Annotated in this window: 22 protein-coding genes, 1 rRNA gene, 1 other RNA gene and 1 pseudogene; 19 read left to right on the top strand and 6 right to left on the bottom strand. The window is 55.6% G+C overall.

What is annotated here, in order from left to right; genetic code table 11:
• Positions 1-163: 163 nt before the first annotated feature.
• Together CKV99_RS08375 and CKV99_RS14780 are read left to right on the top strand one after the other, a co-directional pair.
• Positions 164-394 carry a hypothetical protein gene (locus CKV99_RS08375; protein ID WP_092260925.1) on the top strand — a complete coding sequence of 77 codons (231 nt, stop codon included), beginning with the start codon at positions 164-166 and terminating at the stop codon, positions 392-394.
• Between the two features lie 360 nt (positions 395-754).
• Positions 755-1,318 (top strand): annotated as a pseudogene (locus CKV99_RS14780) (FMN-dependent NADH-azoreductase).
• A gap of 83 nt (positions 1,319-1,401) precedes the next feature.
• Here the strand turns inward: CKV99_RS14780 and CKV99_RS08365 are convergent.
• On the bottom strand, positions 1,402-2,595 hold the full coding sequence (locus CKV99_RS08365) for an alanine:cation symporter family protein (protein ID WP_197697178.1): 1,194 nt from the start codon (positions 2,593-2,595) through the stop codon (positions 1,402-1,404).
• 351 nt (positions 2,596-2,946) lie between these two features.
• Here CKV99_RS08365 and CKV99_RS08360 point away from each other — a divergent pair, with 351 nt between their 5' ends.
• Positions 2,947-4,179, top strand: coding sequence for a S1 family peptidase (locus tag CKV99_RS08360; RefSeq protein ID WP_092260927.1), 1,233 nt, complete (start codon positions 2,947-2,949; stop codon positions 4,177-4,179).
• A 6-nt stretch (positions 4,180-4,185) separates the two neighbouring features.
• On the opposite strand, the gene hisN is transcribed toward CKV99_RS08360, so the two are convergent.
• Complete coding sequence (gene hisN / locus CKV99_RS08355) at positions 4,186-4,983, bottom strand: histidinol-phosphatase (RefSeq protein ID WP_092260929.1); 798 nt, start codon at positions 4,981-4,983, stop codon at positions 4,186-4,188.
• Between the two features lie 38 nt (positions 4,984-5,021).
• Positions 5,022-5,834: an inositol monophosphatase family protein gene (locus tag CKV99_RS08350; RefSeq protein WP_092260931.1), complete on the bottom strand. Its 813-nt coding sequence runs from the start codon at positions 5,832-5,834 to the stop codon at positions 5,022-5,024.
• Positions 5,835-5,881: 47 nt separating this feature from the next.
• Here CKV99_RS08350 and prfB point away from each other — a divergent pair, with 47 nt between their 5' ends.
• The 4 genes from prfB (at position 5,882) to smpB (ending at position 9,233) form a co-directional block, all read left to right on the top strand.
• Entirely contained in the window at positions 5,882-6,982 is a 1,101-nt protein-coding gene (gene prfB / locus CKV99_RS08345; protein ID WP_092260933.1) for a peptide chain release factor 2, read from the top strand.
• 39 nt (positions 6,983-7,021) lie between these two features.
• Positions 7,022-7,714 (top strand): cell division ATP-binding protein FtsE, encoded by a 693-nt coding sequence (gene ftsE / locus CKV99_RS08340; RefSeq protein WP_092260934.1) that lies wholly within the window; start codon positions 7,022-7,024, stop codon positions 7,712-7,714.
• Positions 7,715-7,724: 10 nt separating this feature from the next.
• The gene (gene ftsX, locus CKV99_RS08335; protein ID WP_092260936.1) at positions 7,725-8,627 is read left to right on the top strand and encodes a permease-like cell division protein FtsX; all 903 of its coding nucleotides are present in this window, start codon (positions 7,725-7,727) and stop codon (positions 8,625-8,627) included.
• Positions 8,628-8,744: 117 nt separating this feature from the next.
• Complete coding sequence (gene smpB / locus CKV99_RS08330; RefSeq protein WP_092260937.1) at positions 8,745-9,233, top strand: SsrA-binding protein SmpB; 489 nt, start codon at positions 8,745-8,747, stop codon at positions 9,231-9,233.
• 437 nt (positions 9,234-9,670) lie between these two features.
• On the opposite strand, the gene CKV99_RS08325 is transcribed toward smpB, so the two are convergent.
• Positions 9,671-9,973, bottom strand: coding sequence for a hypothetical protein (locus tag CKV99_RS08325; protein ID WP_092260939.1), 303 nt, complete (start codon positions 9,971-9,973; stop codon positions 9,671-9,673).
• A 303-nt stretch (positions 9,974-10,276) separates the two neighbouring features.
• Here CKV99_RS08325 and CKV99_RS08320 point away from each other — a divergent pair, with 303 nt between their 5' ends.
• The gene (locus tag CKV99_RS08320; protein ID WP_092260941.1) at positions 10,277-10,966 is read left to right on the top strand and encodes an SDR family oxidoreductase; all 690 of its coding nucleotides are present in this window, start codon (positions 10,277-10,279) and stop codon (positions 10,964-10,966) included.
• A 64-nt stretch (positions 10,967-11,030) separates the two neighbouring features.
• Positions 11,031-11,410: a transfer-messenger RNA gene (gene ssrA, locus CKV99_RS08315) on the top strand.
• 140 nt (positions 11,411-11,550) lie between these two features.
• Here ssrA and CKV99_RS08310 read toward each other — a convergent pair.
• Entirely contained in the window at positions 11,551-11,967 is a 417-nt protein-coding gene (locus CKV99_RS08310) for an SRPBCC family protein (protein ID WP_092260943.1), read from the bottom strand.
• Positions 11,968-12,185: 218 nt separating this feature from the next.
• Here CKV99_RS08310 and CKV99_RS14555 point away from each other — a divergent pair, with 218 nt between their 5' ends.
• Positions 12,186-12,494, top strand: a complete 309-nt coding sequence (locus tag CKV99_RS14555; protein ID WP_197697177.1) for a hypothetical protein — start codon at positions 12,186-12,188, stop codon at positions 12,492-12,494.
• A 190-nt stretch (positions 12,495-12,684) separates the two neighbouring features.
• On the opposite strand, the gene CKV99_RS08300 is transcribed toward CKV99_RS14555, so the two are convergent.
• Positions 12,685-13,158: a hypothetical protein gene (locus CKV99_RS08300; protein WP_092260947.1), complete on the bottom strand. Its 474-nt coding sequence runs from the start codon at positions 13,156-13,158 to the stop codon at positions 12,685-12,687.
• 348 nt (positions 13,159-13,506) lie between these two features.
• Here CKV99_RS08300 and CKV99_RS08295 point away from each other — a divergent pair, with 348 nt between their 5' ends.
• The 9 genes from CKV99_RS08295 (at position 13,507) to CKV99_RS08255 (ending at position 25,562) form a co-directional block, all read left to right on the top strand.
• The gene (locus tag CKV99_RS08295) at positions 13,507-14,175 is read left to right on the top strand and encodes a hypothetical protein (protein WP_143063488.1); all 669 of its coding nucleotides are present in this window, start codon (positions 13,507-13,509) and stop codon (positions 14,173-14,175) included.
• A complete protein-coding gene (locus CKV99_RS08290; RefSeq protein WP_092260951.1) occupies positions 14,105-14,470 on the top strand; it encodes a rhodanese-like domain-containing protein in 366 nt (121 codons plus the stop codon). The genes CKV99_RS08295 and CKV99_RS08290 overlap by 71 nt, the downstream gene beginning before the upstream one ends.
• A 208-nt stretch (positions 14,471-14,678) precedes the next feature.
• Positions 14,679-16,163 carry a Na+/H+ antiporter family protein gene (locus CKV99_RS08285; protein WP_092260953.1) on the top strand — a complete coding sequence of 495 codons (1,485 nt, stop codon included), beginning with the start codon at positions 14,679-14,681 and terminating at the stop codon, positions 16,161-16,163.
• A gap of 105 nt (positions 16,164-16,268) precedes the next feature.
• Entirely contained in the window at positions 16,269-18,914 is a 2,646-nt protein-coding gene (gene ppc, locus CKV99_RS08280) for a phosphoenolpyruvate carboxylase (protein ID WP_092260955.1), read from the top strand.
• 539 nt (positions 18,915-19,453) lie between these two features.
• On the top strand, positions 19,454-20,497 hold the full coding sequence (locus CKV99_RS08275; RefSeq protein WP_092260956.1) for a siderophore ABC transporter substrate-binding protein: 1,044 nt from the start codon (positions 19,454-19,456) through the stop codon (positions 20,495-20,497).
• A gap of 37 nt (positions 20,498-20,534) precedes the next feature.
• The gene (locus CKV99_RS08270; RefSeq protein ID WP_092260958.1) at positions 20,535-21,545 is read left to right on the top strand and encodes an ABC transporter permease; all 1,011 of its coding nucleotides are present in this window, start codon (positions 20,535-20,537) and stop codon (positions 21,543-21,545) included.
• Entirely contained in the window at positions 21,538-22,575 is a 1,038-nt protein-coding gene (locus tag CKV99_RS08265; protein WP_092260960.1) for an iron chelate uptake ABC transporter family permease subunit, read from the top strand. The genes CKV99_RS08270 and CKV99_RS08265 overlap by 8 nt, the downstream gene beginning before the upstream one ends.
• Positions 22,572-23,327 (top strand): iron ABC transporter ATP-binding protein, encoded by a 756-nt coding sequence (locus CKV99_RS08260; protein ID WP_092260962.1) that lies wholly within the window; start codon positions 22,572-22,574, stop codon positions 23,325-23,327. The genes CKV99_RS08265 and CKV99_RS08260 overlap by 4 nt, the downstream gene beginning before the upstream one ends.
• Before the next feature lie 713 nt (positions 23,328-24,040).
• A 16S ribosomal RNA gene (locus tag CKV99_RS08255) occupies positions 24,041-25,562 on the top strand.
• Positions 25,563-25,835: the final 273 nt, after the last annotated feature.

The following is a 25,835-nucleotide window of genomic DNA, read 5'->3' as shown; positions in this document are numbered from 1 at the left end:
GGCTTGACCGCAAGGGGAGCTTTATGCTCACCCTGCTCTCCATGATAGGTGCGGTGTAACCGAGCGATAAGTGGAAAACCAGCCGGGCAGGGGTTTTAAGGCTATAATGCGACCTAAGAGTCACTACAAGCAGTAACTGCAGTATTTTAGGAGGAAAGTTTAAATGACACGTACACGCCAAATCATTTTGATCTTCGCGTTGATTGGCATCCTGATGGGTGTCTTCGCCGCGTTCCACAATATGCAAACCGGCGAAGTGGGCTGGAACACTGTGTTCACTATTGTCCAGACGATTGTTGGTATCATCTTGGCTGTTATGGTGGCCAATGACGCAAACCCAGGCACTGCGCGTCAGCGAGAGCCTCGCGGCGAGCACGAAGCGCGCCAGAATTAAGGCACGAACCTACTTGGAATAAAGAGATAGAAACTAGGTGTGTCCTTCTGGGCGGATGTCCGGTTGGGCACACTGTTTTTATCTCTGTACGAGTAACTTTGAGCTAACACCTCCTAAAAAGTGATCCAACGGCCAACGGGTGTAGATCTCATGTGTCCCATGTCGGGGTGGAGTGTCACATGTTAGGGGCGGCGGTCATGTCTGAGAGACGTGGGGGAAAGTTCCTCGCAAGCAAAGTGGACATGTCCACGGTATAGTAGAGCCATGGATAGGTTTTTACTTACAAACCAATAGAAAGGTCCGTTCTTGAAGGTTCTGATTATTCGTGCACACCCTCTGGAGTCCAATAACTCGCGCTCCATGACCATGGCAGACACATTCCGTGATGCCTACAAGGATGCACATCCTGATGCGCAGGTCGAGGAGCTTCGCCTCTATGAAGTGGCCATCCCCGAAATTGATATTGATCTGCTATCCGGTTGGGAACAGCTCAGTCGCGGTGAGCACTTTGCACACCTCACTCAGCAGCAACAGAGCAAGCTGACTCTTTATGACAACTACACTGATCAGTTCCTCAACGCAGACCTAGTTGTCGTGGCAAACCCCCTGTGAAACCTGTCGATCCCAACCCGCCTGAAGGCGTGGATCGACACCGTCTGTCGCGCAGGCGTGACCTTCCGCTACACCGAGACCGGTGAGGCTGAGGGCCTAGTACAGGGCAAGAAGCTGGTGCACATGCAGGCTTCCGGCGGTAACTTCGACGGTAACGATCCTGCAGCGCAGTACATCAAGCAAATCGGGACTTTCCTGGGCTGCGAAGTCTCCTCTGTCATCGCGGAAGGTATGGACCACGAGCCACATCGAGCCGACGAAATCATGAACGAGGTTCTTGGGCGCGTCAAGGAGCTCGCAAAAACTGTGTAGGGGGTTTGGGCCTTACCATGACTACGCCTGCTCCTTCTAAAAATGGAGGAGCAGGCGTAGTGTTTCGTCGTTAAGCGTGCGTTTTATACATCGCGCGCTGTGGAACTACCGCTGGTGGAACCAGGCTCCGGTGAGTCATTCGATGCGCTGGTGTAGACGGACTTGTTGATGCCGTGGCGTGGGCCCTGTGGGTCGTAGGGGCCGTCGTCAATGCCTTGAGCATCAATTTTGGCTGCCAGTGCCTCGTCCTCCTCGGAAGGCTCATGGTCACCCAATCCGACCTGGAGCTGCCGGTGGGCCTCGTCGATATGGCCGTCGCTGACAGCCTCGCGGTAGGAGAGAATCTCGCGGCGCAGCACATTGGCCAGGAAGTAGATGCCCAGCAAATTCGGGATGGCCATGAGGAAGAAGGAAGCGTCCGCAAAGGTAATCACTGCATTTAAAGAAGCAGAAGCGCCGATAATCGGGCCAATTACCCAGATGCCCTTGAGGGTCCAACGGGTGGCTGCGGAATCGCCGAAGATGTACACGCCGGTCACCACAATCGCAGTCGCGGTCAACATACACACCACCACCGAGTCAAAAAACGGACCCCACATTGCGTTGAAATCCTCCGACGCAGGTCGACGCGACTTGGACGCGGAGTGCGCAAAACCGGGGGTGCCCACGCCCGCTGCGTTAGAGAACAGGGAACGCTGTATACCAATCACTGCCACACCGATTGCACCACCTGCAACACCTGAGGGGGAGGTCACACCCAGAAACCAGTTATTGTTCTGCAGGAACTCGTTGCCTATCGACGAAGAGAGAATCGCCGCTACCTGGTTGGACTGGAACAAGTCAGCCCCGTAGACACCGAGCAGGGTGAACAGTGCATAGAGCCAGGCTTGGACACCGCCTAACTTCTTCCAACCAATCGACTTCAACCCATCGCGGAGGTAATACATTGGGCCGCCGGAAATTGTGCCATCGTCGTTTACCCGCCGGAACACCACGCCTAATGTAGCCTCGGCCATTTTCACGCTCATGCCTAACAAGCCAAACGCGGCGATCCACAATGCGGCACCTGGACCGCCGACCGAAACTGCAACGGCAACGCCTGCAATGTTGCCCAGGCCAATGGTGCCGGACAGCTCCGTTGCCAGGGCTTGGAAACTGGAGATTTCTCCCGGGTCGGTTTTGCGGGTGAATTTACCGGTGATCACTTTGAATGAGTGGCGAGCACCGGTGATTGGCTGAAACTTGAGCCAGATGGTGAGAAAAAGTGCTGCGGCCATCAGCTACAGGGCCGACAACGGATTCGACAAGCTGATCGAACTGGCTCATGGAACCTCAGATCAAAATAGAAAACTAATAGACATTTCTTACAATCTCCGAGGTTAGTGTCTGAGGTCACTCTTTAAGGGTAAATGTATGCACTTCCCCGCATCTGGGGGGTGTTGCCCAGAATACAGTCTCACACGAGCAGTGGACGAACAGAGGATCTAGCCGCAACCAACAACCGCAACTAACAATTCGGACACGAAGCGCGGTTTCAGATGACCTGAATCCTCGGATGATGGCAGACTAGAGAAATGCCCCTTGCGGGCCCTAGTGGTTCACCTTGTACGAAAGAAGAAAACTTAACCATGAAGCGCCGTGTCCGCCTCCGGAACCTCGGATTGTCAGCTACCGCGTGCATCGCGGCCACCCTTGTCGCACCGGCAGCGTATGCCTCAAGCAGCCTTGGTGCGTTCCCCACGGTCAGCATCAATATCGGCCCGTTGGATTCCGCCAAGGTGATTGACCAAGCCCGCGCTGACGCTCGTGCCGTGGGTATCGCACTGCCTCAAGTTGATGGTGCAGTCACCGCTGCGCTTGACCACAGTGTTAACCAGGTTAACCAGTTCCTGCCAGTTAGCCCGGCACCTCAACCGGCACTTAACGACGCAGCCTCTGCGCGAGGTGAAGCCACGCAGCAAGGGGAGCAGCTCCCAGCGGTGCAGCCTCCCGAGTCTGCCGAGGAAGCTGGCACAGATTCAGGTCTGAGCCCAGTGCACGACCCCGGTCTGACAAACCCGAACCCAATTGGGATCGACGCGGAACAGGGCCCACTGCCGGTGACCACCAACCAGAATTATTGGTGGCGCAATGACCCAGTCAGCAAGGTCATGGCAGGCAAACCATTTGCGGACTATGTCCTGCACCGCGTGCCCGGTTCCTGGTTCGATGCTCCTCGCATTCCTGAACAATCTAACCAGGCGATGACCCGCGGGGCGTCTCTGTATGGCCCAGGAACCCCGATTTATGTCGGCGATGATGCACTGTGCACGCTTACAATGGCAGGTACTGATGCGCAAGGCCGCAAGGTGGGAATCACTGCCGGCCATTGCGGTGAGGTCGGCGACTCCGTGTCCTCTGCGGATTCCTGGCAGGTAGGACCCTCCGGAACTGTTGTGAGCAAGAATGAGTATCTGGATTACGCGGTTATCGAATTGGGGTCCAACGCCGAAGTGACCAACACTTACAACGGCGCGACTGCTCACGGTGTCGGCGGGCAGGCACAACCCGGCCAAATTGTGTGTAAGCAGGGCGTCGCCAGCGGCGAGACCTGTGGCATGACACTCCTGACCGGGGAAGATATGCAGGTGAGCCACGTGTGTTCGATGGTCGGTGACTCTGGCGCCCCGGTGTTTTACCAGGGCCGCGTGGTCGGCATGATCAACGGAGGGGTCTTGCCACGGCCCTACAACGTTGAATGTTCCACACCGTGGCAAGGAGCGCTGCATGCTCCGACCGCGTCAGCTCGCATGGACGCTGTCGTGGAGGACATGGATAAGCAGGGTGGCGTTGGAGCAGGTTTCACCCTGGCCCAGAACTAGACAGAACTAGCTTTCCTGCTCCCGCATTGCCTCGAGAACCTGCTGGTGGAGATGCCCGTTGGTGGCCACAGCGTTGCCACCATGCGGGCCGTCCTTGCCAGATAGCGAAGTAAACTTGCCACCGGCCTCGGTCACGATCACATTCAACGCGGCAAGGTCCCACAAGGAAACCTCCGGCTCAGCAGCAATGTCCACCGCACCTTCGGCAACTAAGCAGTAAGAAAAGAAGTCGCCGTAGCCGCGCAGGCGCCAGCATTTATCAGTCAAAGCGATGAACTGTTCCAGCTTGTCGTGGTGTTCACGCCAACCTTCAAGGGAAGAGAAGGACAGGGATGCGTCGTTAAGCGTCGCTACGCCCGAGACAGACAGCTTCTTTAATCCTTCCCCCTTGAAGGTGCGCCACGCGCCGGACTCGGCGGAGGCGTACCAGCGGCGGGCCAGTGCGGGTGCGGAGACGACGCCGACAACGGGCATGCCATCGTCGAGAAGGGCGATCAAGGTGGCCCAGACCGGAACGCCGCGGACGAAGTTCTTCGTGCCGTCGATGGGGTCGATCACCCACTGGCGTCCTTCGAGGACAGCGTCGCCGCCGAATTCTTCACCTAGTATCGCGTCGGAAGGGCGAGCCTCGGAGAGTTTCTCGCGCAGCGCCTCTTCGACGGCGAGGTCAGCGTCAGAAACGGGAGTCATGTCCGGCTTGGAATTGACCTCAAGATCGGAGGCTTCAAAGCGGTCCAAGGTAATGGAGTCTGCAAGTTCGGCTAGCTCGAGTGCGAGGCCGAGATCATCTGCGTAGTTGCTCATACCTCCTAAGCCTAGTCCCGTAGACGGCCGAGTGGTGGCTAGTCACTTGAGAGGGCAGAAGCAATCTCAGACACAGCTTGTTGCGAACCGGCAACACACCACTCCACACCCCCAGCCGTGACCTTTTCGGCAGCGCCACCGACGCCCTCGACCAAAATTTTGCCCGGCAGCCAATCCCAGTCCGCTACCGAGTGTTGCAGCCACGCGCCCACGTTCCCCGAGGCCACGGAGGCTAAATCGATCGATCCTGCGCCGAACATCCGGATAGTCGCAGCGCCTTGCACACCGCGCAGCCATGCGTCACGGATCGCCGGCTGCGTCATGGAGGTGGGGTGGAGGTACGAGGCCACAGAGATCTCGGCGAGGGGCTTATCGACGAGCCGTTGGAGCTGGACACCGTTGCGGGTCGAACCTTCCAAAGAACCCAGCCATGTGATGTCTAAGACGGGGCGGTGTACAGCCCCCAGCAGCAGATCGTCTGGGTCGGAGGGGTCTCCGTCGATAAGCGCGAGCGCGCTGCAGAAGTAGTCCGACCCGGAGGCGAAGTTATAGGTGCCGTCTACTGGGTCGATGACCCACACCCGCCCGGTGTTGGATTCGCGGGTGGCGCCTTCTTCGCCGAGCATGCCGTCGTCGGGGCGCAGTTGCGTCAGCGCCCGCGCCACAAACTCTTCGGCGGCGCGGTCAGCATCAGTGACCACGTCGGAGATGGAAGTTTTGTAGTCGGTGCCCACTCCGGCCTCGCGCATCTTTAGTGCCAGCGCACCCGCGTATTTCACGAGTTCGCGGGCTAGCTCGTGGTCGGTAGCGTCGGCATGTGCTCTCATAAAGTCTTCCGTGGTCTGGCGCATACCGTCCATTATGGGCCATAGTTGGTGCTCAGGTAAGATTGGCGCCCATGCAGCCGGAAACCAGTTCAGCAATCGAGCACCTCGACGCCACCTTGACCACCATCGAAAAAGTGATGGATCTGGACGAGTTGGATATGCGCGTGCGCGAACTAGAGCAGCAGGCGGCTGACCCATCGCTGTGGGACGACCCGGACCACGCCCAGCAGGTCACTACTGAGCTGTCGAATGTGCAGGCCCGGTTGCGGAAGGTGCGTGACTTGCGCACGCGTATCGACGATCTTCCTGTGATGTATGAGCTTTCTGAGGAAGAGGGCGATACTAGCGTTGCCGAGGACGAATTGGCTGAGGTGACCAAACTGATCGACGCGCTGGAAGTAACCACGATGCTCTCGGGTGAATATGACGAGCGCGAGGCCATGATCAATATTCGCTCCGGCGCCGGTGGCGTAGATGCGGCCGATTGGGCCGAGATGCTGATGCGGATGTATATCCGCTGGGCTGAAAAGAATGGCCACAAGGTGGATGTTTACGATATTTCTTATGCCGAAGAGGCTGGTATTAAGTCCGCCACGTTTGTGGTGCACGGCGACTATATGTACGGGCAGTTGTCGGTGGAGCAGGGCGCGCACCGCCTGGTTCGTATCTCGCCGTTTGATAATCAGGGCCGCCGCCAGACATCTTTTGCCGAGGTGGAGGTGTTGCCTGTGGTGGAAAAAACTGACTCGATCGACATTCCTGACTCCGATATCCGCGTCGACGTCTTCCGTTCCTCGGGCCCAGGGGGACAGTCGGTGAACACGACAGACTCCGCGGTGCGCATTACGCACTTGCCGACGAATATTGTTGTCAGCTGCCAAAATGAGAAGTCTCAGATTCAGAACAAGGCGTCCGCCCTGGCTGTGTTGCAGTCGAAACTACTGGAATTGAAGCGCCAGGAAGAAAAAGCGGAAATGGATGCGCTAGGCGCTGGCGGTAATGCGTCGTGGGGTAATCAGATGCGCTCCTATGTGCTGCACCCGTACCAGATGGTTAAGGATCTGCGCACTGACTATGAGGTTAGTGACCCGCAGAAGGTGCTCGACGGCGACATTGACGGGTTCCTCGAGGCGGGTATCCGGTGGCGCATGGCAGAAGAAGCGTCACACTAGTTTCACCTGTCACACCGGTAAAGGCTAAGGTTGTGACACGTGATCACTTTTTCAAACGTCACCAAGACCTATCCCACCTCCACCAGGCCGGCTCTCGACAACGTCTCGTTCGAGATCGGCAAGGGTGAATTCGTCTTCCTCATCGGACCTTCAGGCTCAGGTAAATCGACCTTCCTTGAGTTACTGATCCGCGAGGAAAACGTCACCTCCGGCGATATCTACTACGATGACATGCACGTCAACCAGCTGAAAGGCAAGCAGGTGAACCAGCTGCGCCAAAAGATCGGCTACGTGTTCCAGGACTTCCGCCTGCTACCAAAGCTGAGCGTGTACGACAACGTGGCTTTCGCACTCGAGGTGATCGGCAAGCCGAAAAACCGCATCAAGAAGCTGGTTCCCGAGGCCTTGGAGCTGGTCGGTTTGGAAGCGAAATCCAACCGCATGCCGGGCGAGCTCTCCGGCGGTGAGCAACAGCGCGTGGCAATCGCGCGGGCCTTCGTCGATAAGCCACCACTGTTGCTTGCCGACGAACCCACCGGCAACCTGGACCCTTCCACCGCCGACGACATCATGTCGCTGCTCAGCCGCATCAACCGCACCGGTTCTACGGTGGTGATGAGTACACACAACGCGCGCGCCGTCAACGATATGCGCAAACGGGTGATTGAGCTGCACTTGGGCAAGCTAGTGCGTGACGACGAGCACGGCGTCTACGGAACCATCAACGATTAGGGGGAAACTGATGAACGTGAGTTTTATTTTCCGCGAGGCATTCCGTGGCCTGGGCCGTAATATTACCATGTCGATCGCCTTGGTAATCACCACCGCGATCTCATTGGCGCTGGTAGGAACAGGTATCTTGCTGTCGCAGGTAACCAGTGACACGAAAGAGATGTACCTCGACCGCGTTGAGGTGATGATCGAGCTAGACGAGGAAATCTCGGCCACCGATAAGGACTGCTCCTCCGCGGCATGCATGGAAGTTCGCGACACACTGCAAGCCGACGCGGGTGTAGAAAGTGTGACCTTCCGCTCCCGTGAGCAATCCTACGACCGCTTCGTCGAACTTTTCGGCGAGACCGACCCCATCCTGGTGGAGGAGACCTCCCCAGATGCTTTGCCGGCTGCTCTGCACGTGCGCCTGGAAGATCCCACTAACTCTACGCCGTTGGACGCCGTGCGCGATATGCCCCAGGTGGCTCTCGTCGTGGACCAGGCCGAGGGCGTGCGCACCGCTGCCGACAACCTGGACTCCTTCCGCAACGCCACCTTTGTGGTTGCTGCGCTGCAGGCACTGGCTGCGATCTTTTTGATCGGCAACATGGTGCAGTTGGCGGCGTACCACCGCCGCGACGAAATGGGCATCATGCGTATGGTGGGAGCCTCCCGCTGGTTCACCAATGCGCCATTCGTGCTGGAAGCAGCGCTGTCGGTGCTGATCGGCGGTATTGTGGCCACGTTGGGTGTGTGGCTGGGCAAAACTCAAATCGTTGACCCGATGCTGAGCGAAATCTACTCCTCCCAGCTGATTGCTAAATTGCCCGATAGCGCTGTGTGGTCCGTGATGCCACTAGTTGCTGTGGTGGGTGTTATCGCCGCTGGCATCGTCGCACAGATCACGCTGCGGTTGTACGTGCGCAAGTAGGGGCTGTCGCTACGCTCCGGCCGGAGCAACGGGCATCGCTACGCTCCAGCCGGAGCGCAGCGACGGGCCGGCCGGATTGTCGTCGACACGCTCCTTCGACGTAAGATAAGGCCCACTATGGCCAAGAAGAAGAAAAACAAGGACCGGTCTGTCATCGCGCAGAACCGGAAAGCTCGGCACGACTACCACATCCTAGACACCTACGAGTGCGGGATCGTGCTGGTAGGCACCGAGATCAAATCCTTGCGCGAGGGCAAGGCCTCCTTGGTCGAGGCATTCGCCACCATCGATGACGGGGAAGTCTGGTTGCGTAACCTGCACATCCCCGAGTACTCCATGGGGCACTGGACCAATCACTCGCCGCGCCGCACCCGCAAACTCCTCCTGCACCGCTCCGAGATTGATTCGCTCGAAGGAAAGGTCCGCGACGGCCGCCGCACTCTCGTGCCACTCTCGATGTATTTGAAAAACGGGCTAGTCAAGGTGGAGCTTGGCCTGGCACAGGGGAAGCAGGACTACGATAAGCGTCGCGCGATCAAGCAGCGCACCGAAGACCGCGAGATTGCCCGCGAGCTGGGCAAGAAGTTCAAGGGCATCAAGGAGTGATCGGCGCGTGGTCAAAGCATTGGATCCAAGGGGTAAAACCACAGTATGAAGCCTTAGAAGGCAGTTGTGCACAGGTCGAAGGGGTTATCGAGGAAGTTCGGGATCGTGTGAGAAACTCCCGCCAGATCCGCGCCCACCTACCGTGTTACAATGCCGTTTGTAGTGTCCCCGGGGAACATTTCGATCCGCGTCTTTCATTGCTTCTTTTTTCGTTGCCCCGTGGCCTACGACGTAGCCAATCGTATAGGAATCCCTAATGCGCACTAAATGGCATTTGACGGTGACACGTGAAGCTGGCGCGGTGAAATCGGTCGTTGAAACGGGAAGCGGGGGATTATATTCGGCTGCTAAGGCGGGGGAAGAGAATACGGGAGCCGCTATTCCTAACAAGCAAGTGAACGCTAGAGAAGTACGAACGGTAAGAAGTCGGATCATGATTAATAGACCTCGTCTGAGTCTTCTATGTCTTCGAAGGAGCTCCTAGTCGTTGAGCTGAGGAACCAAGAAATAATTCCATCCTTGTGATTGTGCTGGTAATTCACCAGATGATCGTAAATTTTCCGTTGGGCCAGCAGAGCCTCTTCTTCGGAGGGGTACAGGAAAATTACCCGTGCGCATACTTCTCTGCTGGGGATCCGGCCAACGTTTTCATAGCTCCATTGCTTCGGCAGATCTTCTGCGACGAAGGCCGGGCTTTCAACTATGGAAAAGTCTCCACTATAGGAGAGAAAGTCTTTCACGTTTTGTGCAAGTTCTTTAGTCGCGCACATTGGTGCGTAGCAGTCAATGTCAACGCTTGCCTGCCGGGGTGTCACGGAGCGAGGCATGTTTGAACATTGCTCGTTGGAATCAGGGGGATAACGTTTCAAATGGAACCTCCTATTGACTGGCGGGGGGTCGGTAAATATTGTCTCACGAAATATATATATTTTCAATCGCTTTTTTCGGGGCATCGGTTGACAGCTCTGACTTAGGAGAAGGAGATAGAGACTTCTCGCGGGCACTGGTGACAAGTAGTAGTTTTTGTGGGTTATTGTGCGGGTATGACCAAGAAAACAGCGTTAGTAACAGGGGCGACCCGTGGCATCGGCCGCGCCATCGCCGAAGAGTTGAGCCGCGACCACCACATTCTGGTAGGTGGTCGCACGGGGGTGGAGCAACTCGTCGATACGCTTCCGTCGGCCGAACCTTTCGAAGTCGAGCTGACAGACCCGCAGGCCCTGGCCCAGGCGACCAGCTCCATTGAGCAGCTCGACGTGCTCGTGCATTCCGCCGGCGTATGTCCGTGGCAGCGCCTGGAGGACTCGTCGATAAGCGACTGGGAGGCCAGTTTCGCGCTCAACGTATTCGCGCCCGCCGAGCTGACTCGGCTGTTGCTTCCCGCTTTACGACGAGCAACTGGGCTGGTTGTGGCCATTAATTCTGGGTCGGGCTACCACTCGGGTGAGAAGTCGGGGCTCTATTCGGGCACTAAGTTTGCGCTGCGTGCGTGGAGTGACGCGTTGCGGCAGGAGGAGCTGGGCAAGATCCGGGTCACTTCGATCCATCCAGGAAGGGTGGATACGGACATGCAGGTGCAGCTGCAGCAGGATATGGGTGCTGCGGCCGATGATTATGATGGTTCGCGTTATGTGGCACCGGAATCGGTGGCCAAAGCGGTGCGCTTGGCCGTAGATGCCGGACGAGATGCGTCGATGGATGAGATTGCGGTGCGCCCCTCGGGTCTTGCGTAAATCTAGTCTAGCGGGTATTGTTGGTTCTCCTGTGGAGATTTGCATAAATCCCGCCACGGGTCATGGGGCTGATTTTGGTTTCGACTCCGTTGACTAAGCCAGGGGAAGCGTGCCGGTGCAGGCTAGAGACCACCGTTAAGCGTCGTAGCAACACAATAAACGCAGAGAAGAACTCTCAGCGTGACTACGCCCTCGCTGCCTAATTCAGCGACGCGTGTCTGTCAGCCCGCGTGAGCCTCACACACGGAACCTGGCATCGACTTTCGAGGCTTGCTTGTTTAGCGTGTTAGTGCGTTAAACAGGGACTTTCTCACTAACTGGGCCCGTCATCCCACCTTGTTTGCCTGAGTGGGAGGGCCGAGTAGAGGCACCGTGCATACTGCGCACGGAGAAGCCCTGGCGCGGCAGCGAAGGACCCGGGTTCAATTCCCGGCAGCTCCACCAAGGAAGGCACTCACTTTGATACAAAGTGAGTGCCTTTTTGCTGTTTCGGGACGCAGGGTCTGGAGTTGAGTTATCGATGCCTGAGGAATGCAAGAGTCGTTATGGGCGGTGATGACGGCATTGGATGTCAGGGATTAGACCTAGTTTGAGCGCGCTTGAAGTTCATTTCGTAGGTCGCGAAAATACTGGGCCTGGTAGGCAGTAAGAAATCGTTTTGCTAGCCAATTGGGCACTAATCTTTGTCGAAGGTTTACGTCTTCGATGAATTTGACTAGACAGCCGTCATTTTCCGTCGCATCGAAAGTGCCTTGCCACGTGCCAGTTAGGGCTGGTGAATCAATCTGAAATTCCCATCTGCGAGCTTCTTCGAAGTGGGTTGTACAGAAACGTATCGGTTTTCCCTTTTTAGGAAACTCGATAAATCTGCGTTCATCAAGAACCTTGCAATCAGACAGATCGCTACGCCATTGCCAATTCGCTAAATTCGTGACGACTTGCCAGACTTGATGGGCCGTATAGGGAAGTTCTTCTTCCCAAACCACAACTACCTTTCCCACATCTACCTACCTTCCGTGACACCTCTATTGTATTGAAGGAAAAGGCCAAAGACGTGGTCGAAGACCTCGAAGAATGAGTAGCTAGCTTCGAGAGCACTAACCTGGATCGCACATTGGCTGCTGTGTTCGTTATCCCGGGCGAAACGACATTTTGGGGCTATGGTGCGAACGCGATCAGTCACGTTCAGATGGACGCTAATGGTCTGACAATCATTTTTTTGGGGGGGACTCAGCAGACCGGGAATTTGAACTCAGAGATTTTCAACGTGCCGTGGTTTACCGCTACCCAGCGTGAGGTGGCGCCCGATAAGCTCGCCCGAGTTTCATCCGTCGATTTCTTGGTTTCCTACGGGCTGATGCCGATCGGGTTAGCCACGTATCCCTGGCTGGTAACTGAGTTCGGGCGCACCCCGGTGCTGCTGGTAACAGTTGCGTTGTGTGCGCTCACACCCTTGTTTGCGGCGTTCGTCCCGGGCACCCGCTACTACCGGGATCCGTTGCTACAAGATAAAAATCGGAGTAGGTAGCCTGGGTGCTAGCAAGTTCCCGGTAATCGTTGCCACCCTATGCGTGACGACGATTGCTCGTGTTGCGGAAGCGAAAGCTGCGAAGGCGTTGATCCTTAGGTGGTTGAGGCATGACACGGCGACTGCTTATTGCTGGTCTTATCAGCAGGAAAGCGGTATGCCTCCGATGTACACAATCAACTGTTCGCTTCTACCTCACAAGCGTGATGGACTTGCCGTCTTTGACCAGGTAGATAGCCTCTGGGGTGTCGCCAGCGTCCACGGCAACCTGCACTTCAATCGATCGTCCGATAAACTTCGCGGTTGTGATTTCAACGTTGAAGGCTGCGCAATTCATTTCAGTAGCTGAGACAGGATGAAGGAAAAAGCCTTCAGGCGTTTCGCTGACTTCTGCCATGCCGTGATTGCAGGCCCACTTTATGCCTCCTCCTAGGCTTAAGGTGAGCAGATCGGGGTGGCTGTCGTCTTTCCAGGAGCCTTGCTTGATTGAAGCGATTTGGGCCTGTGTTGGTTTTACTGTCTCAGCGGTATGTTCTTCGATCAATACTGGTTCGTTAACGCGGTAGGAAAGTGACTGAGAGCTCGTCGCTAAGTCAGGTAAGCCAACTGTGTTGAATAGCGATGCGATGAAAAGTAACACGCTTGCCAGTATGGATTGAATCATGGCTTTCTCCTTGGTCAGGGGCTATTTTAAACATCATTCAACTTCGTGAAAGCTTCTGTGTCAAGGGTGTGTGAGGCAACGGAGTGTTTCTCGGTTTCCAAGCTTTGCGGGTGTCCAGTGTCGTCCCCTGACACGGAAATACCCCATGGGGTACAGTAGGTTGCCGGATCGACATCCCCCATAGGGTATTCGTCGATAAGCGACTCGATAAACGAAAAGAAGGAACCACACCATGTGCATGCGCGTTACATGCGAAACCTGCCACAAGCCAACCTGGGCCGGATGCGGCCAACACATCGAACAGGCACTCGCCGGAGTAGCCGAAGAAGATCGCTGCCACTGCCATAAATGGCCTCAACCCCCGCGCAACTAGGAGATAAACATGCTGCTCGAGCGTATTTACGACGAAGACTAAGCCCACGCCGAGACCTACAGGTCTACCTCGACATCGCTAAGAAGAACAAGATGGAGGTCGTCGGTGTGACCGAGACTCATATCCACGCCGACTACCTGTCCGGTACCCGCGAGCTAGCCACGAAAGTGGGCGCACCGATGTACCTTTCCGACGAGGGCGGCCCCGACTGGACCTACGGCGCGATCCCGACCTCGACGGTGGGCTACGAACGCACCTTCTCCTGGTGGGGCACGTACCTCGACAACCAGCCAGACGCACACGCCTACTTCGATCGCATGAAAGAAGATAATCGTGAAAGGTCGGGCCTGCTGCCAGATTCGGGCGAGCTCAAAGAATTTACTGCCGGAGAACTCACGCAGGCGCTTAACGACGACCGCGTAGTCTTCGTCGATACGCGATTCCACACGGAAGTGCACTCTGGCACCGTCGAAGGTGCGCTCAATGTTCCCGGTGTAGACAAGGCCGCAAGCTATGCTAGCTGGGTCTACGATCGGATCACAGTGGCAATTAACGAAAAACTAAAGGAAAAATATGAAGCGACTTCTTGCTGCAACTGTGGCGCTACTGGTTGTGGGCAGTCTCGCGGCGTGCTCCACCACTGAATCCGCGGAGCAGATCAGTTCAGACGTAGTGATCCTCGATGTGCGCACTGCCGAAGAGATCGCAGATAGCGGTCTGCTCGACGGCGCCCAGCACTATGATTTCAACTCTGGTGAGCTGGCGACGGAACTGCTACAACTCGACCCTGACGCTGAATATGGAATCTATTGCCGCTCCGGAAACCGTGCTGGACAGGCCAAATCCGTGATGGAAGATGCAGGTTTCACAGACGTCACCAACTTGGGTTCGCTCCAGGACGCCGTGGACACTACTGGCTTGCAGATCGTGAAGCCTTAGCCGTGGCACCTTTTCTGCCCTGCGTCACATTTGGTCGACAGATTTCGCTCTCGTTTAAAAAAGGGCCGGTTTTGTCGACCAAATAGGGCCCCACCGCGGTGGAACGCGGCCCCGCCGGGGAGTAAAACCGGGGCAGCCGCACAAAAATGGGGGAGGTCCACCACACAGCATTTTTTGCGCAGCCATACAGCGCGCTAGGGTCTTACCTATGAATGCAGTGTTGATCGCGGTTATCGTGATGCTTGTCCTTTCCGTCTGCCGCGTCCACGTGGTGTTGGCGTTGTTCATCGGGGCGATCGTCGGCGGGCTTCTGGCCGGGATGGGACTTGAGGCCACCATGGTGGCCTTCCAAGGTGGCTTAGCCGGCGGTGCGAAGATCGCGCTGAGCTATGCCCTGCTAGGTGCGTTTGCCATGGCCGTGGCCAACTCTGGTTTGCCGCGCCTACTGGCTGATTGGCTGATTAAACGTATCGGAACAACGAACGAAACCACGAAGAGGTTCACCATCGCGGCGTCCAAGTGGGGGATGCTGTTGGGAATCCTTGCGATGGCTGTGATGAGCCAGAACCTCATTCCTGTGCATATCGCCTTTATTCCGATCTTGATTCCGCCGCTGTTGGTAGTGTTTAACAAGCTGCGCCTCGACCGCCGCCTGATCGCCTGTATCCTCACGTTCGGCTTGGTCACCACCTACATGTGGTTGCCTGTTGGCTTTGGCTCGATTTTCTTGAATGACATTCTGTTGGGCAATGTTGAAGCTGCCGGCCTTGATATCTCGGGCATCAACATCTTCGGTGTGATGACCATTCCCGCTCTTGGTATGGTGGCGGGCCTGTTGATCGCGGTTTTTGTCTCCTACCGCAAGCCGCGCGATTACAAGGACCTCGCGATTAGCTCGGGATCCGTGTCGCGTAACGACGAGCCCCTGCCGAATACTGCTGACGGCACCCAGGGTAGCGCTGCGAAAGGTTCGACAGCAGTGCGCCCGGGACCTGGCGTGGTTGAAGTCGCCGAAAAAATTGAGGCAGAAAACGCCCCAACCGAAGAGCCGGTGTCAAAGTACAAGGTGATTGTGGCGCTGATCGCGATTGTGGCCACGTTTGCCGTGCAGGTGGTCATGCAGGCTATTGGCACTGATGCTGATTCTTTATTAATCGGCGCTCTTGTGGGCTTGTCGATTTTCATGCTCACCGGTGCTGTGAACTGGCGCGAGGCTGATGACGTGTTTACAGGTGGAATGAAGATGATGGCCTTGATTGGCTTCATCATGATTACCGCGCAGGGTTTCGCAGCTGTGATGGGTGAGACTGGCGAGGTGGAAACCTTGGTTACGGCAACCGCCGATATCTTCGCGGGCAACAAGGCAGCTGCGGCGTTGGCGATGCTGATTGTGGGCTTGATTGTGACAATGGGTATTGGATCATCGTTTTCTACGCTGCCGATTATCGCCACGATTTATGTGCCGCTGTGTATGACGATGGGGTTCTCGCCGGCGGCAACGATCGCTTTGATCGGTACTGCGGGTGCGCTTGGTGATGCTGGCTCGCCAGCTTCTGACTCCACTCTTGGGCCAACAGCCGGACTCAACGCGGATGGTCAGCACGATCATATCCGCGATACTGTGATCCCTACCTTTATTCACTACAACATCCCGCTGCTGATCTCGGGGTGGATTGCGGCAATGGTGCTGTAAACCCTAAAACCAACAAATAACGCTGCACGGATCCGGTCCACGGTCTATGTTTGAGAAAGCTGCAGAGCCTCAAACTGAGCCTAAAATCGACCGAAAGAGACATAAGTGACTGGCCACGTACGGGAAGACATCCGCGTCTTAGGAGCAATCTTGGGGCGCGTTATCGCTGTTCAAGAAGGCGACGAAATTTTTCAACTAGTTGAATCTACTCGCCAGACAGCGTTTGCAGTGGCACGCGGTGAGGCCTCCCCTTCAGATCTTCTGGCTATCTTTCGAGACCTTGATATCACGAAGGCGAACCTGGTGGCTCGGTCATTTTCTTACTTCGCCCTGTTGGCCAACTTGGCCGAGGATCTTGATGACGAGTCTGTGCCCGCCACCGTGTCGTTGAAGAAAACCTTTGCCAAACTTAAAGAGTTGAACGTCAGCCCGTCGCTCGCTTCGGAGGTGCTGCGTAACGCACATATTTCTCCAGTGTTTACCGCCCACCCAACTGAGACTCGCCGTCGCACGGTGTTTGACACCCAAACCCGGATTAAGAGGCTGCTCAAAGAGCGCCGTCATGTTGCCGGCGCTGAATACGATGAGCGGATCACGGAGATTGATCACGAGATTTATTTGCGCATGACTTTGCTGTGGCAAACTGCGCTGATCCGTATTTCGCGCCCCACGCTGGAAGACGAGGTAGATGTCGGCCTGCGCTACTACAAGTTGTCGCTTCTGGAGCAGATTCCGGCGATCAACCGCGCCATTCGCGACGGCGCGGAGGAAGCGTTCGGTTTGCAGTTGCTAGATGTTGCCGCGGTGCGTACGGGCTCGTGGATCGGCGGTGATCACGACGGCAACCCGTATGTTAACGCCGAGACCCTCACTTATGCTACGAGTAAGGCAGCGGAGACGGCGTTGCGTTATTACGAGTCTGAGCTTGCGGAGTTAGAACGTGAGCTGAGTTTGTCTGACCGCTATTCTTCATCGTCGGGCCAGCTTCTGCAGCTCGCGGAGGCGGGAGGCAACGATTGGCCCTCGCGTATCGACGAGCCCTACCGGCGCGCCGTCTTTGGTGTGCGTCATCGCGTCGGTGCCACTGCCGGTGACGACAACGGGTACCAGCCGTATGCAGGGCCGGATGAGTTGACGCACGATCTTGACGTCATCGATCGCTCGCTGCGCCAGTTCAATGATGATGTGATTGCTGATGATCGCTTGGCGCGCATCCGGTCGGCAGTGAGCACCTTTGGTTTCCACCTCTACACGTTGGATTTGCGGCAGAATTCGGAGTCCTACGAGAATGTGCTTACTGAACTTTTTGCGCATGCGGGATTGTGCGAGGATTACTCGTCGTTAAGCGAAAGCGACAAACAGCAGGTGCTTATCGACGAGATCCAGCGCAACCGCCCGCTGGTATTTCCCAACCCGGAAGGATTGAGCGAGGACACTGAGAAGGAGCTGGGTATTTTTCGGGCAGCGGCGGATGCTGTACGACGCCACGGTGCACCTGCGGTTGAAAACTGTATCATTGCGATGACCGGCACTGTCAGCGACGTTTTAGAGCCGATGGTGTTGCTCAAAGAAGTGGGGTTGCGTGAGATCAATTTGGTGCCACTGTTTGAGACGATTGATGATTTGAAGGCTGGGGCGGGGATTCTGGAACAGTTGTGGCAGGTTCCGCTGTATCGGGAGCACCTCTCCCGCCGCGGTGACGTGCAGGAAGTGATGTTGGGTTACTCCGACTCCAATAAGGATGGTGGCTACCTGCTGGCGAACTGGTCGCTGTATGCCGCCGAGCTTGAACTGGTTGAGTTGTGTGAGAACTATGGCATTGAGCTGCGCCTTTCGCATGGCCGGGGTGGTGCAGTGGGCCGAGGTGGTGGCCCTACTTATGACGCGATTCTGGCGCAGCCGAAGGGGGCTGTGTCTGGATCTGTCCGTATCACTGAGCAGGGTGAGGTGATTTCGGCGAAGTATGGCTCGCCGGCTACTGCACGCCGCCACCTGGAGGCTTTCGTGGCGGGTGCGCTGGAGGCGTCGCTGTTGGATACTGAGCGTATCGACGACCCCGAGCGCGCTTTTACTGCAATGAGTGAGATCGCGGAACTCTCCGGTGCGAAATATCAAGAATTGGTTGGTGACGAGGGCTTTATCGACTACTTTACCCAGTCCACTCCGCTGCATGAGATTGGTGATTTGAACCTGGGTTCTCGCCCGTCTGCGCGGAAGCAGACCACTGCCATCTCAGATTTGCGTGCGATTCCTTGGGTGCTGTCGTGGTCGCAGTCGCGCACCAATATTCCGGGCTGGTTCGGGGTAGGCAGCGCGGTTAGCCAATGGGCCGGAGATGATGCCACACGGTGGGAGGAGCTGTCCCAGATGTACCGGGATTGGCCCTGGTTTCGCGCCGTGTTTTCTAATATGGCGCAGGTGATGGCTAAGGCCGAGCTTTCGTTGGCGCGCTTGTATGCCGACCTCGTCGATGACAAGGAATTAGCTGACCGGATTTACAGGGTTATAGCCGATGAGTTTTCCCTGACCCGTGAGGTGTACCTCAAGGTCACGGGCAATAGTGATCTGGTGAGCGAAAACCAACGTCAGGCCCGTTCACTGAAGCGTCGTTACCCCTACCTCTTGCCGCTGAATGCGGTGCAGCTGGAGTTGTTGCGGCGTTACCGCGCCGGTGATGATTCCTTTCTGGTGTCTAAGACTATCCAGGTGACGATGAACGGTCTGGCTACTGCGTTGCGGAACTCTGGTTAAGTCTGGAGGCGAAAGCTACCACTTTTGGTGACATGTCACTGTTGTGCTGCCATAGTTGCTAGTTAAACAAGGAAATTTTTATGAAAGGTAACTGACCATGGCAAATACTCTTGCATCGATCGCCCTGCGCGCCATTCCCTGCGCGCCATTCCGGGCTCCTTCATTCTGAACTCTGGAATCGGCAAGTAGTAACTACCTGAAGAAGCGTCTGTCGGCCGGCATGCACCAGATGGCAATCTCCGGTATTCTGGCCCTTGAAAACCTTCCCGCCAAGAGCTTTGCCAAGTACTTGGGTGCAGCTGAGACTGGACTGGTAAGAAGCGTAAGTAAGAGCTGGCACGAGTGGTAATTAACACACGTCAACGTGCGCCAAATAAGGGGTGCCCTTCGGGGGTGTCCCTTTTTGTACTTTTTGCAGGTCATCGATTGTATGGGCGGTTGCATTTCCCCTTGTCAAGAAAATAAAGCTTGGCTAACCTGGGTGCGGACTGTAGTTTGGATTGGGTAAGGCTAACCTAATTGTCTATGGAAGGTGTTCAATGTCACTTCGACTCTCCTCGCGCAAGGCGATCGTTGCAGCGATCTCCTCGTTTGCTCTTGTTCTGGCCGGCTGCTCCCAGACGGACGATTCCGCATCATCTTCTTCTGATTCTTCTGCAGCCCCCTCTTCGTCGGCAAGCTCTGCTGAATCGAGCACGGCGGCAGCTGACTCCCAGGACACGATCACCATTGAGGACAACTACGGCACCGTCGAGGTTCCGGCTAACCCAGAGGCTATTGCCGCGTTGGATAACCGCACCTTCGAAGTTCTTGAGCAGTGGGGCGTGGAGCTGGTGGCAGCGCCGCTGAAGCTGGTGCCAGAGACGATCGGCTACAAGTCGGACGAGAGCATCGTCGACATCGGCAACCACAAGGAGCCGGACCTGGAGGCACTCGCAGCAACGCAGCCAGATTTAATCATCAACGGTCAGCGTTTTGGCAAGTACTACGAAGACCTGAAGAAGCTGAACCCTGAAGCCGCGATTATTGACTTGGAGCCACGCGACGGTGAAGCGATGGACGAAGAGCTCATCCGCCAGGTGGAAACCCTGGGCAAGGCGATGGGCAAGGAAGACGAGGCAGCTCAGCTTGTTGACGATTTCAACGAGGCGCTCGAACGTGCGAAGGCTGCTTACGATCCAGAGAAGAGTGTCATGGCGGTCAACGTGTCAGGTGGCAACATCGGCTATGTCGCTCCCAGCGTGGGCCGTTTCTGGGGTCCGATCTTCGACATGGTGGGCATGACTCCAGCGTTGGAAGTTCCGGAAGGTTCGGATAACCACAAGGGCGATGATATCTCCGTGGAGGCGATCGCCGAGGCCAACCCGGACTGGCTGTTGGTCATGGACCGTGACGCCGCTATCGGGGGCGACTCCGCCCCGGCGGAAACTGTCATTGAGGGCTCTTCGGCGCTGCAGAACGTCACTGCCCTGAAGGAGGGTGCTGTGGTGTACGCACCGGCTGATACCTACACGAATGAGTCAATCATTACCTACACAGAGACGCTAAACGCGCTTGCCGATGCCTTTGAGGCTCAGAAGTAGCACCAGGCTCAGTTCATAGGGGGGAGCACCGTTAGCTATGCCACCTGCAGCATCCAAGATTTCGCAGCGTCCCGATAATGACGCTTTACGACGATCCAATTCCCGACTGTGGAGTTGGAAGTTGGGTGTGGCAATCCTTGTAGTGGCAGCGCTATTGGTGCTCTCTCTTTTTACGGGCGAGTACAGCATTTTTAGTGCTCCTGATGGGGCGCAGATGTTTTCCCTTACTCGCATTCCACGCACCATAGCGCTTGTTCTTGCCGGTGCGGCAATGGCGATGAGTGGTTTGGTAATGCAGCTGCTCACCCAAAACCGTTTCGTAGAACCGACCACCACCGGAACCACTGAATGGGCCGGTTTGGGCCTACTGTTCACCATGTTTATCATCCCTTCGGCTACTGTGCTCGAGCGCATGATTGGTGCGGTGCTGTTTGCATTCGTGGGTACGATGGTGTTTTTCTTGTTCTTACGGCGCGTCACCTTGAAGTCCAGCCTGATTGTGCCAATCATCGGCATCATGCTGGGCGCCGTGGTGGGTGCCGTATCATCTTTCTTCGCGCTGCAAACCGACATGTTGCAACAGCTGGGAATCTGGTTTGCGGGCACGTTCACTGACATCGTGGCCGGCCAGTATGAAGTGTTATGGATTGTGGCCATCGTTGTCGTCATCGTGTTCTTCTACGCAGATCGGCTTACTGTTGCCGGCCTGGGGGAAGAAGTGGCCACCAATGTGGGCGTCAACTATAACCGCATCATTTTGGTTGGCACCGCTTTGGTGGCAGTGGCCACCGGCGTGGTGACTGTGGCGGTAGGTTCGTTGCCATTTCTGGGTTTGATTGTGCCCAATGTCGTGTCCATGTTCCGTGGCGATGATCTGCGCACAAATCTCCCCTGGGTGTGCCTGTTGGGAATTGGTATTGTTGCAGTTTGTGACCTAATTGGTCGCACAATTATCGCCCCGTTTGAGATGCCGGTTTCGGTCATCTTGGGAATTGTTGGTGCTGTCGTATTCGTCGTATTGATTGTGAGGCAGACCTCTCGTGACTAAAACAGCATACTCAACGAGGGCTTCGTCGTCACGCGCTGTTGGTGCCTTCCAAAATAGTTTTTCCCGGCGCCGCTACTGGTTCATTTTCTTAGCGCTGAGTGTCGCTGCGGCGCTCTTTACTATCGGGTTACTGGCCTATGACAACCCGATGGAATTCGGAACTGACGGGTTTTGGCTCATTGCGGAGCGCCGCCTGAACTCGGTGATCGCGATGGCACTCGTAGCAATCTGTCAAGGTGTTGCAACGGTAGCTTTTCAGACGGTGACCAATAATCGGATCATCACTCCGTCAATTTTGGGTTTTGAGGCGCTTTACACTCTGATTCACACATCTACTGTGTTTTTCTTCGGCGCAGCGGGCCTGATTGCGGCCTACAACCTGGGCATGTTCGTGTTCCAGATTGCGGTGATGGTTGTCTTGTCGTTCCTGCTGTACTCGTGGCTGCTGACGCGGTCTTCGCGCAATATGCACGCCATGCTGCTAGTCGGCATTGTGCTGGGCGGTGGCCTGGGTTCTGTATCCACGTTCATGCAGCGATTGTTGTCGCCGAGCGAGTTTGACGTACTGACAGCGCGCATGTTCGGCTCGATGAATAACGCGGACCCGACGTATTATCCGGTAGCGATTCCATTGGTGTTGCTCGTCGTCGGGGTTTTGTATGCCCGTTTTAGTGTCTTAAATGTGATGTCGCTTGGCTCCGAAACTGCTGCAAACCTAGGCGTGATCTTCAAGCGTAACGCTGTTGTGACGTTGTTGCTTGTCAGTGTGTTGATGGCAGTGTCCACGGCACTAGTGGGGCCGATGACGTTCCTCGGGTTCTTAGTGGCAACTCTGGCGTATCAATGTGCGGAGACCTATGATCACCGCTATGTGTTCCCCATGGCCGCCTTGCTGGGTTATGTCGTCTTAACTGGCGCTTACTTCATCTTGAACCATGTGTTTTATGCGCAAGGTGTCGTCGGCATCATCATCGAGTTGGTAGGTGGAATTACCTTCCTGGCTGTCGTACTGAGAAAGGGACGCTTGTGATTACTCTGACTAATGTTCGCAAGGACTATAACGCTGATGTGGCCATCGGCCCTGTCGATTTGGAGATCCCGGCCGGCGGTATTACGGCACTGATCGGGCCCAACGGCGCGGGTAAGTCAACCCTGCTGACGATCATTGGCCGGTTGTTGTCGCTGGACTCAGGTACCGTGACCGTCGCGCAGCACGATATCTCCAGCACCAAGTCCAAAGATTTAGCCAAGATAATCTCGATCCTGCGGCAGGAGAATCATTTTGTTACGAAGCTGACTGTCCGCCAGCTTGTCGGTTTCGGCCGATTTCCGTATTCCGGGGGCCGGTTGACTATTGAGGACGAGGAGATCATTTCTCGGTATATTGACTTTTTGAATTTAACTGACCTGGAAAATCGTTACCTTGATCAGCTCTCCGGTGGGCAGCGGCAGCGCGCCTACGTGGCGATGGTGTTGTGCCAGGAAACTGACTATGTTCTTCTCGACGAGCCCCTGAATAATTTGGACATGGCCCATTCTGTTCAGATGATGCGCCATGTGAAGCAAGCTGCAGAGAAATTTGGCCGCACCATCATCGTTGTACTTCACGACATTAATTTCGCCGCGCGTTACGCCGATTATGTGTGCGCGGTGAAGGATGGGCAGATTGTTGCCTTCGGTGAACCTGATGAAGTGATGAAAAGTGACAAGCTTACGGACATTTTTAACACTCCCGTCAAGGTGATCAATGGCCCGGACGGCCTTCTTGCCGTGTACCACTAGGGTCGAGCTTGACGACGAACAATCCGTTAGCCGGTCCACTAATGAAATAACCATAGCCGATATGGGCGGGAAAATTGTTTAAGCAGGGGATTTGCTTAAATTAAGAAGTTAGGGATATAGTTCTTCAGGTCGCCACGAGAAAGTGACCGGATGGTTAACAAGTGGTGTGGAAGAACTGAATTCCGGCGAGTTTGACTGAAGTTAGATTCTTAGGGTAGGTTCTGAATCCGCTGTTCAAAAGCGTGACCGAAGATCGGTCGGGTGGAGAGCATGCGTGTGTTGTGTGAGAACTCGATAGTGTGCCAATGTACTTTTTGTTTGTGTGTTGGTGTGTGCCTTGTGGTGCTTGCGTGGTTTGTTGTTTGTTGTGGCGTGTGGGTTTGTTCTTGTGTGTCGTGATGAGCGTAGCGAATTGCGTGGGTGTGTGCCGGTCGCCATGGATTGTCCGTAGGTTTGTGGTGGTTTGTTTTTTCGGTGCAGGAAGCAAGTGTGCATGTTGATGTGCATTCGATTGGTAGATGAACCGTTTTGTGGTTTGTTTATTTTTTGTGCTGACCCCCTTTTTTGTGCCCTTTGTTGGGTTGGGGGTTGGTGTGTTTTTTGTAATTCTTTTTTTGTGGACAACGAGTGGTTTTTTTGCTGGTTGTTTGTTTTTGGTTGGGTTTGGGCTTTTCACGGCCTGAATGATTTCGATGATTTCTTTTGGAATTGTTTTTGTGGAGAGTTTGATCCTGGCTCAGGATGAACGCTGGCGGCGTGCTTAACACATGCAAGTCGAACGGAAAGGCTCTAGCTTGCTAGGGTGCTCGAGTGGCGAACGGGTGAGTAACACGTGGGTGATCTGCCCTGTACTTCGGGATAAGCTTGGGAAACTGGGTCTAATACCGGATATTCACGTATCTTTTGTGGGTGTGTGGAAAGGTTTTGTGCTGGTATGGGATGAGCTTGCGGCCTATTAGTTTGTTGGTGGGGTAATGGCCTACCAAGGCGGTGATGGGTAGCCGGCCTGAGAGGGTGTACGGCCACATTGGGACTGAGATACGGCCCAGACTCCTACGGGAGGCAGCAGTGGGGAATTTTGCACAATGGGCGGAAGCCTGATGCAGCGACGCCGCGTGGGGGATGAAGGCCTTCGGGTTGTAAACTCCTTTCGCTAGGGACGAAGCGTGTGTGACGGTACCTAGAGAAGAAGCACCGGCTAACTACGTGCCAGCAGCCGCGGTAATACGTAGGGTGCGAGCGTTGTCCGGAATTACTGGGCGTAAAGGGCTCGTAGGTGGTTTGTCGCGTCGTCTGTGGAAGTCCGGGGCTTAACTTCGGGAGTGCAGGCGATACGGGCATAACTTGAGTGCTGTAGGGGTAACTGGAATTCCTGGTGTAGCGGTGAAATGCGCAGATATCAGGAGGAACACCGATGGCGAAGGCAGGTTACTGGGCAGTGACTGACGCTGAGGAGCGAAAGCATGGGTAGCGAACAGGATTAGATACCCTGGTAGTCCATGCTGTAAACGGTGGGCGCTAGGTGTGAGATCCTTCCACGGGTTTTGTGCCGTAGCTAACGCATTAAGCGCCCCGCCTGGGGAGTACGGCCGCAAGGCTAAAACTCAAAGGAATTGACGGGGGCCCGCACAAGCGGCGGAGCATGTGGATTAATTCGATGCAACGCGAAGAACCTTACCTGGGCTTGACATACACTGGATTGCCATGGAGACATGGTTTCCCTTTTGTGGCTGGTGTACAGGTGGTGCATGGTTGTCGTCAGCTCGTGTCGTGAGATGTTGGGTTAAGTCCCGCAACGAGCGCAACCCTTGTCTTATGTTGCCAGCATTTGGTTGGGGACTCATGAGAGACTGCCGGGGTTAACTCGGAGGAAGGTGGGGATGACGTCAAATCATCATGCCCCTTATGTCCAGGGCTTCACACATGCTACAATGGTCGGTACAGCGCGTGGCGATATCGTGAGGTGGAGCTAATCGTGTAAAGCCGGTCGTAGTTCGGATTGGGGTCTGCAACTCGACCCCATGAAGTCGGAGTCGCTAGTAATCGCAGATCAGCATTGCTGCGGTGAATACGTTCCCGGGCCTTGTACACACCGCCCGTCACGTCATGAAAGTTGGTAACACCCGAAGCCAGTGGCCTATCTTTGTGAGGGAGCTGTCGAAGGTGGGATCGGCGATTGGGACGAAGTCGTAACAAGGTAGCCGTACCGGAAGGTGCGGCTGGATCACCTCCTTTCTATGGAGTTTTGTGTTTTTTGGTCACTGGTTGGTGACTGTTGGTGGTTGAGTGCCCGTGTGTGGTGCTGCCACTGTGTGAATCCGGGTGGATGCATGCCGGCGGGATTGTGTGTTCTGCTTGGTGCCTGGGGTGGATGCTGTGCATATGAACGATTTGCCATGACTGTTGTTGTGGGGTGTGTTGGCATGCTGTTGGGTGTCTGGGGCAACGTGTGTTGTTTCGTGGCTTGCTGTGGTGGCTGATCCTTTGTGTTGGGGTTGGTTGTTGTGG

The sequence above is a fragment of the Corynebacterium cystitidis genome (assembly GCF_900187295.1).
Lineage (GTDB): Bacteria > Actinomycetota > Actinomycetes > Mycobacteriales > Mycobacteriaceae > Corynebacterium > Corynebacterium cystitidis.
Note: the sequence above shows the minus strand (reverse complement) of the source record. Positions and strands in the feature narration are given on the sequence as shown.

What these genes read in the sequence shown, in the direction of transcription:
- prfB (WP_092260933.1), top strand. Translation starts at nt 5,882, where the DNA reads ATGCAGCCGGAAACCAGTTCAGCAATCGAGCACCTCGACGCCACCTTG.
- smpB (WP_092260937.1), top strand. Translation starts at nt 8,745, where the DNA reads ATGGCCAAGAAGAAGAAAAACAAGGACCGGTCTGTCATCGCGCAGAAC.
- hisN (WP_092260929.1), bottom strand. Translation starts at nt 4,983, where the DNA reads ATGAGCAACTACGCAGATGATCTCGGCCTCGCACTCGAGCTAGCCGAA.
- CKV99_RS08365 (WP_197697178.1), bottom strand. Translation starts at nt 2,595, where the DNA reads ATGGCCGCAGCACTTTTTCTCACCATCTGGCTCAAGTTTCAGCCAATC.
- CKV99_RS08295 (WP_143063488.1), top strand. Translation starts at nt 13,507, where the DNA reads ATGGCCTCAACCCCCGCGCAACTAGGAGATAAACATGCTGCTCGAGCG.
- CKV99_RS08285 (WP_092260953.1), top strand. Translation starts at nt 14,679, where the DNA reads ATGAATGCAGTGTTGATCGCGGTTATCGTGATGCTTGTCCTTTCCGTC.
- CKV99_RS08360 (WP_092260927.1), top strand. Translation starts at nt 2,947, where the DNA reads ATGAAGCGCCGTGTCCGCCTCCGGAACCTCGGATTGTCAGCTACCGCG.
- CKV99_RS08375 (WP_092260925.1), top strand. Translation starts at nt 164, where the DNA reads ATGACACGTACACGCCAAATCATTTTGATCTTCGCGTTGATTGGCATC.
- CKV99_RS08320 (WP_092260941.1), top strand. Translation starts at nt 10,277, where the DNA reads ATGACCAAGAAAACAGCGTTAGTAACAGGGGCGACCCGTGGCATCGGC.
- CKV99_RS08270 (WP_092260958.1), top strand. Translation starts at nt 20,535, where the DNA reads ATGCCACCTGCAGCATCCAAGATTTCGCAGCGTCCCGATAATGACGCT.
- CKV99_RS08275 (WP_092260956.1), top strand. Translation starts at nt 19,454, where the DNA reads ATGTCACTTCGACTCTCCTCGCGCAAGGCGATCGTTGCAGCGATCTCC.
- CKV99_RS08290 (WP_092260951.1), top strand. Translation starts at nt 14,105, where the DNA reads ATGAAGCGACTTCTTGCTGCAACTGTGGCGCTACTGGTTGTGGGCAGT.
- CKV99_RS08350 (WP_092260931.1), bottom strand. Translation starts at nt 5,834, where the DNA reads ATGCGCCAGACCACGGAAGACTTTATGAGAGCACATGCCGACGCTACC.
- CKV99_RS08300 (WP_092260947.1), bottom strand. Translation starts at nt 13,158, where the DNA reads ATGATTCAATCCATACTGGCAAGCGTGTTACTTTTCATCGCATCGCTA.
- ftsX (WP_092260936.1), top strand. Translation starts at nt 7,725, where the DNA reads ATGAACGTGAGTTTTATTTTCCGCGAGGCATTCCGTGGCCTGGGCCGT.